16 protein-coding genes are annotated in these 15694 nt (G+C 59.1%); 6 read left to right on the top strand and 10 right to left on the bottom strand.

What is annotated here, in order from left to right; translation table 11 throughout:
• Positions 1-4 precede the first annotated feature (4 nt).
• Together rssC and rssB are read right to left on the bottom strand one after the other, a co-directional pair.
• Positions 5-490, bottom strand: a complete 486-nt coding sequence (rssC, locus tag AO388_RS01225; RefSeq protein WP_003315067.1) for an anti-sigma factor antagonist RssC — start codon at positions 488-490, stop codon at positions 5-7.
• Entirely contained in the window at positions 487-1671 is a 1185-nt protein-coding gene (gene rssB / locus AO388_RS01220; protein ID WP_003315068.1) for a two-component system response regulator RssB, read from the bottom strand. Before rssB ends, rssC begins: the two co-directional genes overlap by 4 nt.
• Positions 1672-1938: 267 nt before the next feature.
• Here rssB and AO388_RS01215 point away from each other — a divergent pair, with 267 nt between their 5' ends.
• A complete protein-coding gene (locus AO388_RS01215) occupies positions 1939-2238 on the top strand; it encodes a PilZ domain-containing protein (RefSeq protein ID WP_003371638.1) in 300 nt (99 codons plus the stop codon).
• 88 nt (positions 2239-2326) lie between these two features.
• On the opposite strand, the gene AO388_RS01210 is transcribed toward AO388_RS01215, so the two are convergent.
• Positions 2327-3028, bottom strand: a complete 702-nt coding sequence (locus AO388_RS01210) for an MlaA family lipoprotein (RefSeq protein ID WP_058415945.1) — start codon at positions 3026-3028, stop codon at positions 2327-2329.
• 198 nt (positions 3029-3226) lie between these two features.
• On the opposite strand from AO388_RS01210, the gene AO388_RS01205 reads away from it, so the two are divergent.
• Positions 3227-3835, top strand: coding sequence for a hypothetical protein (locus tag AO388_RS01205; protein ID WP_003436603.1), 609 nt, complete (start codon positions 3227-3229; stop codon positions 3833-3835).
• A gap of 103 nt (positions 3836-3938) precedes the next feature.
• Positions 3939-4208: a DUF4404 family protein gene (locus AO388_RS01200; protein WP_003315072.1), complete on the top strand. Its 270-nt coding sequence runs from the start codon at positions 3939-3941 to the stop codon at positions 4206-4208.
• Between the two features lie 172 nt (positions 4209-4380).
• Here the strand turns inward: AO388_RS01200 and queF are convergent, their stop codons facing one another.
• From queF to AO388_RS01180, 4 genes are all read right to left on the bottom strand, one after another.
• Complete coding sequence (queF, locus tag AO388_RS01195) at positions 4381-5211, bottom strand: NADPH-dependent 7-cyano-7-deazaguanine reductase QueF (RefSeq protein ID WP_058415944.1); 831 nt, start codon at positions 5209-5211, stop codon at positions 4381-4383.
• 130 nt (positions 5212-5341) lie between these two features.
• On the bottom strand, positions 5342-6586 hold the full coding sequence (locus AO388_RS01190; RefSeq protein WP_058415943.1) for a lipoprotein-releasing ABC transporter permease subunit: 1245 nt from the start codon (positions 6584-6586) through the stop codon (positions 5342-5344).
• Positions 6587-6660: 74 nt separating this feature from the next.
• A complete protein-coding gene (gene lolD / locus AO388_RS01185) occupies positions 6661-7344 on the bottom strand; it encodes a lipoprotein-releasing ABC transporter ATP-binding protein LolD (protein ID WP_016567727.1) in 684 nt (227 codons plus the stop codon).
• Between the two features lie 7 nt (positions 7345-7351).
• Positions 7352-8602: a lipoprotein-releasing ABC transporter permease subunit gene (locus tag AO388_RS01180; protein ID WP_003315078.1), complete on the bottom strand. Its 1251-nt coding sequence runs from the start codon at positions 8600-8602 to the stop codon at positions 7352-7354.
• Positions 8603-8704: 102 nt separating this feature from the next.
• Here AO388_RS01180 and AO388_RS01175 point away from each other — a divergent pair, with 102 nt between their 5' ends.
• Both AO388_RS01175 and AO388_RS01170 read left to right on the top strand, forming a co-directional pair.
• Positions 8705-9292, top strand: a complete 588-nt coding sequence (locus tag AO388_RS01175) for a PilZ domain-containing protein (protein WP_003371621.1) — start codon at positions 8705-8707, stop codon at positions 9290-9292.
• Between the two features lie 44 nt (positions 9293-9336).
• The gene (locus tag AO388_RS01170) at positions 9337-10059 is read left to right on the top strand and encodes a glycerophosphodiester phosphodiesterase (protein WP_058415942.1); all 723 of its coding nucleotides are present in this window, start codon (positions 9337-9339) and stop codon (positions 10057-10059) included.
• Between the two features lie 42 nt (positions 10060-10101).
• Here AO388_RS01170 and sthA read toward each other — a convergent pair whose 3' ends face one another.
• Together sthA and AO388_RS01160 are read right to left on the bottom strand one after the other, a co-directional pair.
• Complete coding sequence (gene sthA / locus AO388_RS01165) at positions 10102-11496, bottom strand: Si-specific NAD(P)(+) transhydrogenase (protein WP_003436620.1); 1395 nt, start codon at positions 11494-11496, stop codon at positions 10102-10104.
• Positions 11497-11661: 165 nt separating this feature from the next.
• On the bottom strand, positions 11662-12684 hold the full coding sequence (locus AO388_RS01160) for an FAD:protein FMN transferase (protein WP_161937148.1): 1023 nt from the start codon (positions 12682-12684) through the stop codon (positions 11662-11664).
• A gap of 382 nt (positions 12685-13066) precedes the next feature.
• Here AO388_RS01160 and AO388_RS01155 point away from each other — a divergent pair, with 382 nt between their 5' ends.
• On the top strand, positions 13067-14359 hold the full coding sequence (locus tag AO388_RS01155) for an MFS transporter (protein WP_058415940.1): 1293 nt from the start codon (positions 13067-13069) through the stop codon (positions 14357-14359).
• 62 nt (positions 14360-14421) lie between these two features.
• Here AO388_RS01155 and AO388_RS01150 read toward each other — a convergent pair whose 3' ends face one another.
• Positions 14422-15684: an MFS transporter gene (locus AO388_RS01150; protein WP_058415939.1), complete on the bottom strand. Its 1263-nt coding sequence runs from the start codon at positions 15682-15684 to the stop codon at positions 14422-14424.
• Positions 15685-15694: the final 10 nt, after the last annotated feature.

Here is a 15694-nt window from a genome sequence, read left to right as displayed (position 1 = left end):
CGGCCTAGCGCTGACCTTCCAGTGCATTGACCAGATCATGGAACGCTTCACGATTGGAATCGTTGAGGCCCATCAGGATCTTGTGCGCTTCGAGCACCTTGGCCTTCACCACTTCTTCGCACTGGTCCTGTGAAGGCAGATCAGTCAGGCACTCAGGCCGCGGCAGAGGCCGGTCAACGATGTTGAAGACCTGATCAAAGCCCATCGACTGCAACAGGCGCGTGATGTCCTCGTGAGTGGTCACGAGCGTCGGTAACAGGCCCACCTTCTGGCGTGACAGAATCGAGAGTTTGGCCAGCAGGCCAAGCGTGGTGCTGTCAATGCTGCGCGTTTCAGTCAGGTCAATGACCACCGCCGAGAAATTCAGCGCAGTGAAGATGCGCTCGATAGTCGCATCCAGGGCCGAACACAGCGTCAACCGTACTTCACCCACGAACTTGAGAACGAAGGTGCCTTCCTGCTCGGCGAACTGGATTCTACCGGTACTCATTCAAGATTCCTGCTTAACACTAACAAGGCGATATCATCCGGCATCTCCCCTAGCGTTGCCAATTCAAAAACCCGCTGCAAGCCATCCAGGCTGCCGCCAGCCGTCTTGACCAATTCGGGAAGGACGGCTTCTTTCTCTTTGAGTGTATCACCGGGTAACAAGTCCAGTATGCCATCAGACAACATGGTCAGACTGAAGGACTCGGGCAGATCGATTTCATGATCCTGATAGGTGGCCTCATTGAACAACCCGACCGGCAGTCCACGACCTTCCAGATAATGCGCCTGCCCTTCGGAATACAACACAGGCAGTGGCAGATGTCCGCCCACTGCGTACGTCAGTTTACCTGACTCTTCATCGATGACACCGCCGACCATCGTAACGTGCTTGCCCAGCTTGCAACTGATAAGGCCGCGATTTATATGCCCCAGCACATCCGATGGCTTGAACTCCGGAAGCGTTCCGCCACGCTTGGACTCGAACAGCAGCCGCGTGGTCATGAACTTCAGCAGTACGGTAATGAATGCCGATGACGCCCCATGACCTGAAACATCGGCCAGGTAAAAAGCGACACGCCGCTCGTCGACCCTGAAATAATCGACAAAATCGCCGGACAGGTACAACGACGGAATGATCTGGTGGGCAAACTTGAATGCGTCAATCGACCACGGAGTGATTGGCAGCATGTTCATCTGCACTTGCCGACCCGCGTCCTGGTCTTCCTGCAACAGGTGCAGGCTGGCTTCGAGTTCGCGATTGGCCTTTTCCAGCTTTTCGCGGTAGACCTGGTTTTCAGTGAGCAGGCGCGCCCGATCCAGCGCACGGCGCACCGAATGCTCGAGCACGGCAAGATCTTCGAGAGGCTTGATCAGGTAGTCGGCAGCGCCAAGGCGCAAGGCCTCGACTGCATCGCTCATCACGCCCGCACCGGAAACGACGATGACAGGCGTCTGCGGAGCGATGGCGGTGACCTGACGGATCAGCTCAAGCCCGCCCATCTGTGGCATGCGAAGATCGCAGACCACCAGATCGGGGTTCTCCTGCTCGAATATCTGAATTCCCTGCAAGCCATTACTCGCTTGCAGAACGCTGAAGCCACTGTCTTCAAGGTAGGCGGCAAGGCTTGCGCGCACTACGTCGTCGTCATCGATAATCAGCAGCTTGGCACTGGTTTTTGGCATGGGGGCAAACGGCGCCAGATCAGGTTGGCGTAGGCGGCCCGGGATTACCGGAAACCGCTTACTGGATTCGCTTCTAGCCTCTCCGCAATAACACGCAGTAACTTGATAAGTCTGTCGTGTTTCAGAGGTGCCCTTCAAGGCGCAGACGGTACTCCCATCCGACGGGTGTTTCAAGCATGCTCCTACCCTCACTTTGCGCTCTTTACATCGCAAATCACCCAGAGTTATAAGAACTCACAAATCAGCAACTAAAACGAAGGACTGTACATGAGTCGAAATGATCGCGACTACGAGGAAAAGCGGGATTACATCCGCATGCGCGTCGATGCAGACGTCAACCTGATCCACGCCGGCCAGGTCATCCCTGCCGTATGCATTGATCTTTCAAGCTCCGGCATGCAGGTTCAGGCGCCACGCTTGTTCCAGGTCGGAGACAAACTCAGCGTGCGCATTGACTCTGACCATCCTGCGCTCAAAGGGCTTGAAGCCGAAACCGAGGTGGTCTGGGTGAATGATGAAGAAGGTGGCGTACAGAAACTGGGGCTTTCAATCGTCTCGATGAAGTGAAAACAGGCGGAACAGGTTCACATTTTTACAAAATAATAAAGGCGACCCAGGGTCGCCTTTATTGATTCATGCAGAGGCAAAGCAGTGATTAAAAATCGTCTTCGACCTTGCCATCCTTGACCTTGAACTCGCGGTTCTGCAAATAGGCATTGCGAATGAAGGTGTAGCGATCGCCACTGACCATGCGCTCGGCAGACAGCAGGCTGGCCCGCGTATCGACCAGGTTGACGCCCAGCGCCGTGTTACGGGTCGGGACGTGATCGATGTAGCGGTAAGGCGAGGTGTAGGTGTCCGGGTACTTGGCGAACGCATCACGTACGGTGCTTGGCCCCAGAAACGGAATGACCACGAACGGGCCGCTCGGCACGCCCCAGTAGCCCAGCGTCTGACCGAAGTCTTCATCGTTGCGCTGCAGGCCCATGCGGGTACCTACGTCGATGAAGCCCAGCAGACCGAAAGTAGTGTTGACGATCAGGCGCGCCGTGTCGACGCCCGCCGCCTCAGGCTTGGCCTGCAGCACGTTGTTCGCCAGGTTGCCGACATCACCGATGTTGCTGAAGAAGTTATGGATACCGTCTTCAACGAATTGCGGCGCGATGTACTGATAACCCTTGGCCAGCGGCTTGAGCGTGTAGGCATCAAGGGTATCGTTGAAGGTGAAAATGGAACGGTTGATACCTTCCCAGGGATCGTCCTCGGCGGCCTGGACGGCTACCGGAACCAGCGCGATGCCTGCACACAGGGACAATTGCACCAAACGTTTGATAAAGCATGCACCGGTCACGGGCATAGCTGACACTCCTGATCGAGATATCGAAATAATGACGCGGGTGCTACGCCCCACACGCTAGGACAGGGAGTATAAAGCCTTCTGTCGAGAATAAGGCAGGTCTGTCAGCAAAGGGTTCCGCATAAACCCCGTCATCGCACATTCATCGAAGTGTCACAAAAGATCGGTAGCGTTTCTCGATATTTCAGAGAGATCCTCATGCTCGCCCCGGTCATCACGCCTTTGCCAACCTTCCCTGCCCTGCTGTTCGGCCTGAGCGGCTGCCTGGTGGACTTCGGTGCGCAGGCCGCGAACTCGCGCGCACCCGGCCATGAGCACACACAGTTCACACCGGGCGCAGAGGCTATTCTGCAGACCCTGCGCGAGCAGAGCATGCCTTGCGCCTGGCTCGAGGAACTGCCTGAAAGCGTGAGCAGCGCACTGGCTGTGCCGGTGAATGACTGGATGATTCCCGCGCCCCGCCCCACTGCAGGCTGGCCCGCCCCGGATGCCTGCTGGATGGCATTGATGGCCCTGAAAGTCAGCCACCTGGATGGCTGCGTCCTGATCAGCGGCGACCCGCGCCTGTTGCAGTCCGGACTGAACGCCGGACTGTGGACCATTGGCCTGGCATCCTGCGGACCACTGTGCGGGCTCTCGCCTTCACAATGGCAGGCACTCGGCGATGCAGAACGCGAACAGCGACGCGCACAGGCCACGCTCAAACTCTATTCGCTGGGCGTGCATTCGGTGATCGACCACCTGGGTGAACTGGAATCCTGCCTGGCCGACATTGCCCTGCGACGCAGCAAGGGCGAAAAACCCTGATACATATGCAGCAAGGCGTTGACTGGATTAGTCTTGAGTGAACATGGACCTTTAACGCTCCGGCGAAGTCCATGAGACAGACTTATCAATTAAGGAGCACGTCATGCCCGCCCGCGAACTGCAAGAACAACTCAATACCCTGCGCGAGCAACTGGAGCATAACCCGCCGATGTCAGAGTCCGAGCGGGAAAACCTGCACGAACTCATGCAACAAATTGAAACTAAAATTCAGCTGGAACAGGCCACCCACGAGCAGGACAGCAGCCTGGCTGATGGCGTGAATCTGGCCGTCGAGCGTTTCGAGCTGGAGCATCCGACCATCGCCGGCACCTTGCGCAACATCGTGCAGACGCTGGGCAATATCGGGGTCTGATTGGGGGATGCCGTTCTAATGGCTCTGCGTCCGACCGCTGATGCGCGGTGCGACGCAGAGTTGTGACGCAGAGCGTCACCCAATGCATGCCCACACACCTATCGTTCCTCACGCTCCGCGTGGGAATGCCGTTCCGGACGCTCTGCGTCCACGCCCTTGGCGGCAGACGCTACTACTGCCGCGCCAGCCTGCGATTGCTCACGTCCAGCGTTTCAGTGCTGCGGTACGGGTTGATATCCAGACCCCCGCGGCGCACGTAGCGTGCGTAAACCGTCAGTTTTTCCGGTTTGAGCAAACGCTGCAGGTCGAGGAAGATTCTTTCCACACACTGCTCATGAAAATCCGAGTGCTGGCGGAAGCTGACGATATACGCCAGCAGGCTGGCATGATCCAGCGCCGCGCCGCGATATTCGACGACTACGCTGCCCCAGTCAGGCTGGCTGGTGACCGGGCAGTTGGACTTGAGCAGGTGACTGTGCACGCTCTCTTCCACCACCCGCGAGTCATCACAATGCAGCAACTCGGGCTGCGGCCGGTCATAGCTGCTGACCGAGATGTCCAGGTCGTCGATACATACGCCCGGCAAAGCCGCGACACCTTCTTCTTCGATCGCCGCCAGACTGCGAATACGCACCCCGACCGGCTTGCCCGCCGCGGCCGACAGATCCTGCTCAAGGGTGGTCTGCAGCTGTTTGACGCTCGCGAAAGCTGTCTGATTCAGCGAATTGAGGTACAGCTTGAACGACTTCGATTCGATGATGTTCGGCGATTCGGCCGGAATACTGAATTCGCCAATGGCCACCACCGGCTTGCCGGAAGGCAGCAGCCATGACAGCTCGTAGCAGTTCCAGAAATCGACACCCTGATAAGGCAGCGTCTGCGCGGTGAGCCCAAGCTCGGCCCATTTTGCGGCACGAGGAATCGGGAACAACAGAGACGGCGTGTAGGTGGCGATGTACTCACTGGACTTGCCCAGCGGCGAGTGTTCGGCTGCGGGATGCATGGCGATACCTGGATCATGAATTAACGCGGCGAGTTTATAGCGTTTGCGCGGGGCTTTCAGCGAAAATCAGCTTTGCCCCGCCACCCGCGCAGGCCGCCGTGCGGCCTCGACGAAGGTGGCTAAGGCCCTGTCACTCGTAACGCAGTGCGTGCGCTGGCTGGATCTGCGCGGCGCGCCATGCGGGGTAGATGGTCGCCAGAAAGCTCAGGATAAACCCGGCACTGCAGATCAGCAGCACGTCACCGGCCTGCAGTTCGGACGGCAGGTTGCTGATGAAATACACATCGGAACTGAAGATGTGCTGGCCGCTGACCCGCTCGATCCAGCCCACCAGGCTGCTGACGTTCAGCGCTGCAATAATCCCCAGGACGCCGCCGATCAATGTACCGACGATGCCGATGACGGTGCCCTGGACCACGAAAATCGCCATGATCTGCCGCGGCGTGGCGCCAATGGTGCGCAGGATGGCGATATCTGCGCCCTTGTCGTTGACCACCATGATCAGCGTGGCAATGATGTTGAACGCCGCCACAGCGACGATCATCAGCAGCAACAGACCGATCATGGTCTTTTCCATTTTCATGGCGCTGAACAGGCTGCCCTGAGTGTGGGTCCAGTCATCGGCGCGATAGCCCTCACCGAGGCCGGCGGCAATGGCGGTGGACACCTGAGGCGCCTTGTACAGATCCTTGAGCGCCAGTCGCACGCCCTGAACCTGGTTGGGCTGCCAGCGCTGCATCTGTGCCGCATCGGCGATATTGATCAGGCCCATCGAACCGTCCAGCTCGGCACCGACCTTGAAGATACCCACGACGGTCAGGCGTTGCAGGCGCGGCGTGATGCCGCCAGGGGCGCTGCTCACTTCCGGCACGATCAGGGTCAGCTTGTCCCCGATGGTCAAACGAAAGCGGCGTGCGGTGATATCACCGAGCACCACGCCGAACTCGCCCGGCTTGAGGTCTTCGAGGCTTCCGCGGGTGATGTGCTGCGTGACGATCGACACTTCATGTTCCAGCGCCGGGTCGACACCGCTGATCTGGATCGGCTGCATCGAGCCCTTGTAGGACAACATGCCTTCCATGTCGGTGAACGGCACGGCAGCAGTGACTTCAGGGTTTTTCAGCGCAGCGTCTGCCAGGGGTTTCCAGTCATCGACCGGCGTGGTACCGGCAATGACCGCGTGCGGCACCATGCCGAGAATCCGCGAGCTCATTTCCCGCTGGAAACCGTTCATGACCGACAGCACCACGATCATCGCCAGGACACCGAGTGCCAGACCGATCATCGAGGTCATCGAAATGAACGAGATGAAGCTTTTGCGGCGTTTGGCGCGGGTATAGCGCATGCCGATGAAGATGGGTAACGGTCTGAACATTCGCGAAGCACCGTGGAAAATACACCGTATAAAAACTGGAACCCGACGCGATGAATGGCGCCGGGCCGGGTCGATCAGGCCTCGACGAGGCGGCCGTCTTCCAGACGCAGGACACGGTCCATTTGCCGGGCCAGGTTCATGTCATGGGTCACGATCAGAAACGCCGTGCGCGACGACGTGCTCAATTCACGCATCAGGTCCTGAATGCCCTGCGCCGTGTGGTGATCGAGGTTGCCGGTAGGCTCGTCGAGCATCACCAGACCCGGCTGATTGATCAAGGCACGGGCAATTGCCACACGCTGACGCTCGCCACCGGACAGCTCCGAAGGCTTGTGCGCCAGACGATGCCCAAGACCGACACGCTCCAGCAGTGCGGTGGAACGCTTGCGGGCTTCAGGGATGGGCGTACGGCCGATCAGCAATGGCATGCAGACGTTTTCAAGCGCAGTGAATTCCGGCAGCAGATGGTGGAACTGGTAGACGAAACCCAGCGCCCGGTTACGCAGCAGGCCTCGGGCCTTTTCGCCCAGCGCCGACAACTCTTCGCCCGCGAGCCACACACTGCCTTCGGACGGCGTATCCAGCCCACCCAGCAGGTTGAGCAAGGTACTTTTGCCCGACCCCGAACTGCCGACGATCGCGACACGCTCGCCGGGGTGCAATTCCAGCTGCAGACCGGACAACACCACCACGGATTCCGGGCCTTCCTCGTAGGATTTACCCAGGTTGCGGCAACTCAATACTGCTTTATCAGACATGCCCGACTCACTCATAACGTAACGCCTCCGCCGGCTGGGTGCGCGCGGCACGCCAGGCGGGATACAGGGTGGCGAGGAAACTCAGGACCAACGCTGCACCGCAGACCTGGAACACGTCCTGGGCCATCAGTTGCGAAGGCAGGTAATCGATGAAGTAGACGTCGGCGTTGAGAAACTTGTGGCCGATCAGCCCTTCGAGTGCAGCAATGGCTGCGCTGACATTGAGCGCCGCCAGAATACCCAGTGCCGCGCCGATCAGCGTACCGACCACGCCGATCACCGTGCCCTGGACCATGAATATCGCCATGATCTGTCGCGGCGTAGCGCCCAGGGTACGCAGAATGGCGATGTCGCCCTTCTTGTCATTGACCACCATCACCAGCGTGGAAATGATATTGAAGGCCGCCACCGCCACGATCAGCAGCAGCAACAGACCGATCATGGCCTTTTCCATGCGGATGGCCTGATACAGGTTGCCGTGGGTGCGCGTCCAGTCACGCGAGTAGAAATTGTTTTCGCCCAGCTTCTGCGCGATTTCCCACGAGGTACGTGGCGCGGCGAACAGGTCGTCGAACTTGAGACGCAGGCCCTGCACCTGATTGGGCTTCCAGCGGTGCAGACGGCCCAGGTCATCGAGGTTGGTCAGCCCGAGGAAACCGTCGATTTCGCCAGCGCCGACGTGAAAGATGCCGGTCACCTCGAAACGCTTCATGCGCGGGAACATCCCGGCCGGCGTCACCGTTACTTCAGGTGCAACGAAGGTCAGTTTGTCACCGATGCCGACGCCCAGCTTGGCCGCGGCCTTGTCGCCGATCATGATGCCGAAGCTGCCGGGCGAAAGACTGTCGAGCTGGCCCTGCTTGATGAAGTGGTCAATGATCGAGACCTTGCGCTCTTCAAGCGGGTCGATACCGTTGAGCAGCACTTTCTGGACCTTGCCGTCGTGAGTCAGCAAACCCTGCATCTGGGTGAACGGCGCCACGGCCAGTACCTGCGGGTTTTCCTGAACCTTCGCGGCCAGACCGCGCCAGTCGGTGATCGGGTCAGCGGATTCGATGGTCGCGTGCGGCACCATGCCGAGCACACGGGTACGCATTTCGTGATCGAAACCATTCATCACCGATAACACGACTATCATGACCACAACGCCCAGGGCGAGGCCGATCATGGATGTCAGGGAGATGAAGGAAACAAAATGATTGCGTCGCTTCGCACGGGTGTAGCGCGTGCCGATAAATACAAAAAGAGGTCTGAACATGTAGGAATTTGTTCGCAGGAATGAGGACGTCCGTGTGGCGGGCCTTGACGTGCAGCTTTACACTCGAAACTCTCTGACCACCGCCGCTAGCTTGGGTTCGCCATGTCGACATTAGATGAAGCAGGACGCCGCGAATACTACCGTATCGACGACAGCGTCGCACTGGAAATTAACCCCCTGTCTGCCGCCGATCAGGCAAGCCAGGATGCCATGCAGGACACCTCGACGCTGTTCGACCTGCTCAGCGAGCTGCACGTCAGCGAGTTCGAGTCGCAGCATCTGATGCGCCAGCTCGACGAGCGCGACCGGGTGCTGAACAGTTTTCTCAAGTCGCTGAGCAAGCGCATCGACCTGCTGGGCGAAGTGGTTGCCCACACCGCACTGGGCAAACTGGGCGCTCCCCAGCCGGTCAAACTGTCCGAAGGCGGGATCCAGTTCAATTCGCAACAGGCTTTTGCCGTCGGCGAACAGCTGTCGATCAAGATGGTGCTCATGCCACAGGCCGCGGGTCTGATGCTGCGCGCGAGGGTTTCGCAGTGCGACACGCTGGCAGACGGCAACTTCGATGTCAGCACCGACTTTGTCAATCTTCCGGACGCCCAGCGCCAGTTACTCGCCCGCCATGTGTTGCAGCGTCAGGCTCAGCAGCGACGTCAGGCACTGGAACAGGGCCAGCCCTCCGGAAATTGAACGCCCTGCCCCTTTTTCACTATCAGCAGTAGCCAGGAGTAAACGTGACCCTTATCTACGGCCACCGCGGCGCCAAGGGCGAAGCACCGGAAAACACCCTGACCAGCTTTCAGGAATGCCTCAAGCACGGCGTGCGCCGCTGTGAACTGGACCTGCACCTTTCAAAGGACGGGGAGTTGATGGTCATTCACGACCCTACCCTCAAGCGCACCACCGACCGGCGCGGCAAGGTCAATGAACACCTGGCAGCCGATCTGGTGACGTATGACGCACGCAAGGGTGGCCCTGGCTGGGTCTCACCATGCCCGATTCCACGCCTGGAAGAACTCTTCGAACAATGCGATTTCGAGCACTGGCAGCTGGAGGTCAAAAGCGCTTCACGCACTCGCGCCGCCAACACCGTGCTGGCGATTCGTGAAATGGCTCAGCGCCATGGCTTGCTGGACAAGGTGACGATCACCTCCAGCTCTCGCGAAGTACTGCGCGCCGCGCTGGACCTGACGCCGGACATCTCGCGCGGGCTGGTAGCCGAGTACGCCTGGCTTGACCCGCTGAAGGTCGCCCAGAGTTACGGCTGTGAAATTCTGGCATTGAACTGGACACTGTGTACCCCGGAGCGTCTGCAGAAAGCACAGCGTCAGGGCCTGCATGTGTCGGTATGGACAGTCAACGAGCCTGCCTTGATGCGCAGGCTCGCTGATTTCGGCGTCGACAGCCTGATTACAGACTTTCCCGGTTTGGCCACTGCCACGCTCGGGAATCGCTGAAATCGGTCTCCCCGGCCGGCTCAGGCCACCGGCCGGAGTCGCTTAAAAAAGCCGGTTAAGGCCGTCGTATGCAGCTACCCGATAGGCTTCGGCCATGGTCGGGTAGTTGAAGGTGGTGTTGACGAAGTACTTCATGGTGTTCGCTTCACCCGGCTGGCTCATGATTGCCTGACCGATGTGCACGATCTCGGACGCCTGGTCACCGAAGCAATGCACGCCCAGCACTTCGAGCGTCTCGCGGTGGAACAGGATCTTCAGCATCCCGACCCGCTCCCCGGAAATCTGCGCACGCGCCATGCCCTTGAAGAACGCCTTGCCCACTTCGTAAGGCACCTTGGCCTGCGTCAGTTCGTGTTCGTTCTTGCCGATCGAGCTGATCTCGGGAATGGTGTAGATCCCGGTCGGCACATCGTTGACATAACGCCAGCTGCCATTGTCGACCATACTGCCCGCTGCCGAACGACCCTGGTCGTAAGCCGCACTGGCCAGGCTTGGCCAGCCAATCACATCGCCGGCGCCGTAGACGTTGGAAACGCTGGTGCGGTAGGTCTCGTCCACTTCGATCTGACCACGGCCGTTGGCCTTCAGACCGATGTTCTCAAGCCCCAGCTTGTCGGTGTTGCCGGTACGGCCGTTGCACCACAGCAAGGCATCGGCCTTGATCTTCTTGCCGGACTTGAGGTGCAGGATAACGCCGTTATCCAGACCTTCGACCTTCTCGTATTCTTCGTTGTGGCGAACCATCACGTTGTTGTTACTGAAGTGATAGCTCAGCGCCTGGGAAATTTCCGAATCCAGGAAGCTCAGCAACTGGTCACGGTTATCGACCAGCTCGACCAGCACGCCAAGGCCACTGAAGATCGAGGCGTATTCACAGCCGATCACACCGGCGCCATAAATGATCAGCTTGCGCGGGGTATGGCCCAGGCTGAGGATGGTGTCGCTGTCGTAGATGCGTTTGTGACTGAAATCGATATCGGCCGGCCGATAAGGGCGCGAACCGGTGGCGATGATGATCTGGTTGGCCACCAGCTTTTCCACCACACCGTTGGTGCAGACCACGTTGATGCTGGTCTCGTCGGCAAAACTGCCGGTGCCGAAGAACACGTCGACGCGGTTACGGGCGTAGTAACTGGTGCGCGAGGCCACTTGCTTGGAGATGACCATTTCGGCGTTTTTCAACACATCCGGAAACGAAAACCAGCGCGGCTCGCCGATGGCACGGAACATGGGATTGGTGTTGAACTGAATGATCTGCTTGACCGAGTGACGCAGGGCCTTGGACGGAATGGTACCCAAATGGGTGCAGTTACCGCCCACCTGCCGACGGCTGTCGACCATGGCGACCTTGCGCCCCGCCTTGGCGGCGTTCATTGCCGCGCCTTCTCCGGCAGGGCCGGAACCCAGTACCACTACGTCGTAGTTGTAGACAGCCATGCGTACTCCTTTAAACAGACCGAGGCGCCACTCTGGCATCTCTGGCTAAATCACGCGGCGCAGTCTAGCGCTACACCGAGGCGGCGAACATTAACCCTTGGTCGCGTCGAAGGCCAATTTTTGTCTGCACGAGGCGCCAGTGACCGGCTGATCCGGCATGTTGAATTAGCGCAACTGCTCCACGACCAGACGATCAAACGACGCGTTGCTGCGGATGATAAAGCGCTTATCGGCACGAATCACAAAAAAAGCAGGGATTTTATGTTCTTGCGCATAATTCCAGCCCTGTTGCGGGCCGAGAATCAACAGCAGGGAGGACAGACCGTCGGCCATCAGCGCCGAGGGATGAATGACGGTCACCGACGCCAGGCCGTGGCTGGTCGGCTTACCGGTCAAGGCATCGAGCGTATCGGAAATGCGCCACCCGTCATGGTCGATGTAACGACGATAATCGCCCGACGTAGATACGGCGTAGCCCTTCAGCGGAAATACCTTTTGCGTGACATTGCCATCATCGAGCGGCGCATCGAGCGTCACTCGCCAGGGCGAGCCGTCAGGCTTGAGCCCGCTGACTTTCAGTTCACCCGTAGCCTGCACCAGATAATCGTGCAAGCCGAGCGCGTCCATCCGCTCGCTGATGCGATCTACCGCATAGCCGGCGGCGATGCTGTTGAGGTCCACTTGCACGGCAGCACTCTTGCACAACCGGTCGCCGACGATGCGCAGGTTGCGATAGCCGACCAGCGCCTGAGTCCGGGCCAGTTGCCGCACCAGCGGCATCTGCTCGAACAGCATATGAGGCCCCAATCCCCACAGGTCCATCAGCGGCTTGATCGTCAGATCGAAGGCACCGTCGCTCTCCTGCGATAGCTGTTCGCCCACACCGATCATCTTCAAGACCGGTTCCGGCATCGCCTGGCAGCTATTGGCAGGCAATGCATTAAAGCGTTCGATATCAGAATCAGTGCGCCAGAGCGACATCTGCTGATCGACCTCGTCCAGAATCGCTTCAACCTCGGGACGCACAGCCGCAGGCTCTGGCTGCCCGGAAGCGCGCGCATACATCACGGAATAATGGCTGCCCATGGTCGGCCCGCCAAAGCTTTCCAGCTTGCGTTCCTGGCCACAACCACCGCACACCAGCAACACGAGGCACCCTGCAACCTTGCCAAACCTACGCAAACCCATGCCCCGCACTATAAAAACCTTCAAAGTGACTTGCCGCCATCGGCGAACAAGACAGAAAAGCGTCCATAAACCCGCCCTGACACCCCGTGAACAACCCCAATACAAGGCCAACCGGCATATTGAGTGGTCGAAGGCGACTTATGATCCCTGCGTGACATGCCTGTTCATCAGGTTTCATCAAAATGACACGCCGCAAGATCTCAATTGTCTTGACCTGTCAAGCGTCAGTTAACCGATAGCAAATCGCCGAAACGGTTGTCTTTGAGCCCTGTTACACATACTGTTACAAGTGCGCATCGCCAGTTGCACACACGAAGTGACGATGCGAACGGGATAAAAACGACAACGGACTCCAAGCCGACGAGCCTGAGCGAGTAACTAAATGGCCTCCACAACAAGTAAGGGCAAAGCGATCTTTCGCGTTGTCAGCGGTAACTTCCTCGAGATGTTCGATTTCATGGTCTATGGCTTCTACGCCACGGCCATCGCAAAAACCTTCTTCCCTTCCGACAGCGCTTTCGCTTCGTTGATGCTGTCGCTGGCGACCTTCGGCGCAGGCTTCCTCATGCGTCCTCTGGGCGCGATTTTTCTCGGTGCTTACATCGACCGTCACGGGCGTCGCAAAGGGCTGATTATCACCCTCGCGATGATGGCAATGGGCACTCTGTTGATTGCCTGCGTGCCGGGCTACGCCACACTGGGTGTCATCGCACCCTTGCTGGTGCTACTCGGTCGTTTGCTGCAAGGTTTCTCGGCGGGTGTGGAACTGGGTGGCGTTTCGGTGTATCTGGCTGAAATCTCGACACCGGGCCGCAAAGGCTTCTTCGTCAGCTGGCAGTCCGCCAGCCAACAGGCCGCCGTGGTCTTCGCCGGCTTGCTGGGCGTGGGTCTGAACCACTGGCTGAGCCCTGAGCAGATGGGCGAATGGGGCTGGCGCGTGCCGTTCCTGATCGGCTGCCTGATCGTGCCGGCGATCTTCATCATCCGTCGCTCGCTGGAAGAGTCCCCGGAGTTCGAAGCCCGTACCCATCGCCCAACGCTGCGTGAAGTGGTGCGCTCCATCAGCCAGAACTTTGGCCTGGTGCTGGGCGGCATGGCATTGGTGGTGATGACCACCGTGTCGTTCTACCTGATCACCGCCTACACTCCGACCTTCGGCAAGAACGAACTGAACCTGACCGACCTGGAAAGCCTGCTGGTGACGGTCTGCGTGGGTGTGTCCAACTTCATCTGGCTGCCGATCATGGGTTCTTTCTCCGATCGCATCGGCCGCAAGCCGCTGCTGATTGCCGCGACCGTGCTGGCCATCGCCACTGCTTACCCTGCCCTGTCGTGGCTGGTCGCACACCCGAGCTTCGGCAACCTGCTGATGGTCGAGTTGTGGTTCTCGTTCCTGTACGGCTCCTACAACGGCGCGATGGTCGTGGCGCTGACCGAGATCATGCCGGTCGAAGTCCGCACCACGGGTTTCTCGCTGGCCTACAGCCTCGCGACCGCGACCTTCGGCGGCTTCACCCCGGCGGCCTGTACTTACCTGATTCACGAATTGGGCAACAAGGCAGCGCCAGGCATCTGGCTGACCGGCGCAGCAGTGCTGGGCCTGGTGGCCACGCTGGTGCTGTTCCGCAAGGGCGGGCAAAAGCTTGAAGCGCCTGTGCCGGCTTCCGCCAGCTGATCGATCGCTGCATCGCAAAAGAAAACCCCGGCTCGAGAGACTCTCGGCCGGGGTTTTGCGTTTCAGGCCCTGCGTTTCCAGGGACGGAAGCTGAGCCAGAGCAGCACGCCAGGCAATTGCAGGGCAATCATGAGGCCCAACGACCACTGGTAAGCCTCGAACGAGTGACCGGCGCCCTGAGATGCTGGCCACAGATTAAGGACAGCGCCCATCAGCCACTGGAGGAAAAACGCCAGCACGAATACCACCAGATTGAATGAAGAACTCACCCTGCCCGCCAGTTCCGGTGATACCGATTGCGCCACAATGGCGTAGTTCATGGTCGTCGAGGTGCCGAAGAAGCTGAAGCCCATGGCAATCAGGTAAGGCGATACCGGCAAGCCGCTGGCCATCAGCACCTGAAAACCGATAAAGATCACCATACCGGTGCCACAGATCATGATCGGCTGCACACCGAACCTGCGCAGATAATCGGTGATCGCGCCGAACGTCAGAGACCCCGCCACCATCGCGATAGCTCCGAACAACAGCACATTGGCCATCCCGGAATCGCTCAAGCCCGCCATATCACGTAACCACGGCCCCATCCAAAGAGACAGGACCGACATGTAGATGGCGTGCGCGAACACCGAGTACAGCGCCAGACGCCAGAACGTCCACGACGAGTACAGTTTGCCGACCGCGGCAAACATATCGCTGTATCGCGTGTTTTTGCTTTCGTAGGCTTTGGGGACGCTGAGGTGTATGACCACCGCCACACAAAAGGTCAGCAGCGCCAGAACAAGAAACGCCTCTCGCCAAGTCAACCAGCCCAGCAGCGCATGCAAAGGCGTAGTCGACGCCATCGCGCCCAGCCCGCCAATCGACAGCAGACAGGCGGTACTCAGTGGCAAACGCTCGACCGGCAACCAGATGGCACACGCCTTGATGGCGCTCATCAGCGAACCCGCCACCCCCAGGCCGATCAGACCACGCCCGATCAACAACCCGGTTTCGGTGCTGGAAATACTGAAGATGACCGAACCGGCAACCGCGAACAACAGCATCGGCGCCTGAACGCTGCGTGGCCCATAGCGGTCCAGCATGACGCCGAGCGGAATCTGCGCGGCGGCGAAGGTCAGAAAGTACACGCCGGTCAGCAAACCCAGACTGCTGGCGGGCAAGCTCAGGTCAGTTTGCAGATCGACGTAGATCACCGCATTGACGGTACGAAACAGGTAGGAAACGAAATGCCCCAGCCCGAAGGGGATGAAGATCGTCAGAAACAGCAGGAAGAAGCTGCTTTTGAGGGGGTGTTGCGAACCGTCCAGGGCCGAACTGCTCATCCTTGATACT

It is taken from the genome of Pseudomonas sp. ICMP 10191 (assembly GCF_001467335.1).
In the GTDB taxonomy this organism is placed as follows: domain Bacteria; phylum Pseudomonadota; class Gammaproteobacteria; order Pseudomonadales; family Pseudomonadaceae; genus Aquipseudomonas; species Aquipseudomonas cerasi.
Note: the sequence above shows the minus strand (reverse complement) of the source record. Positions and strands in the feature narration are given on the sequence as shown.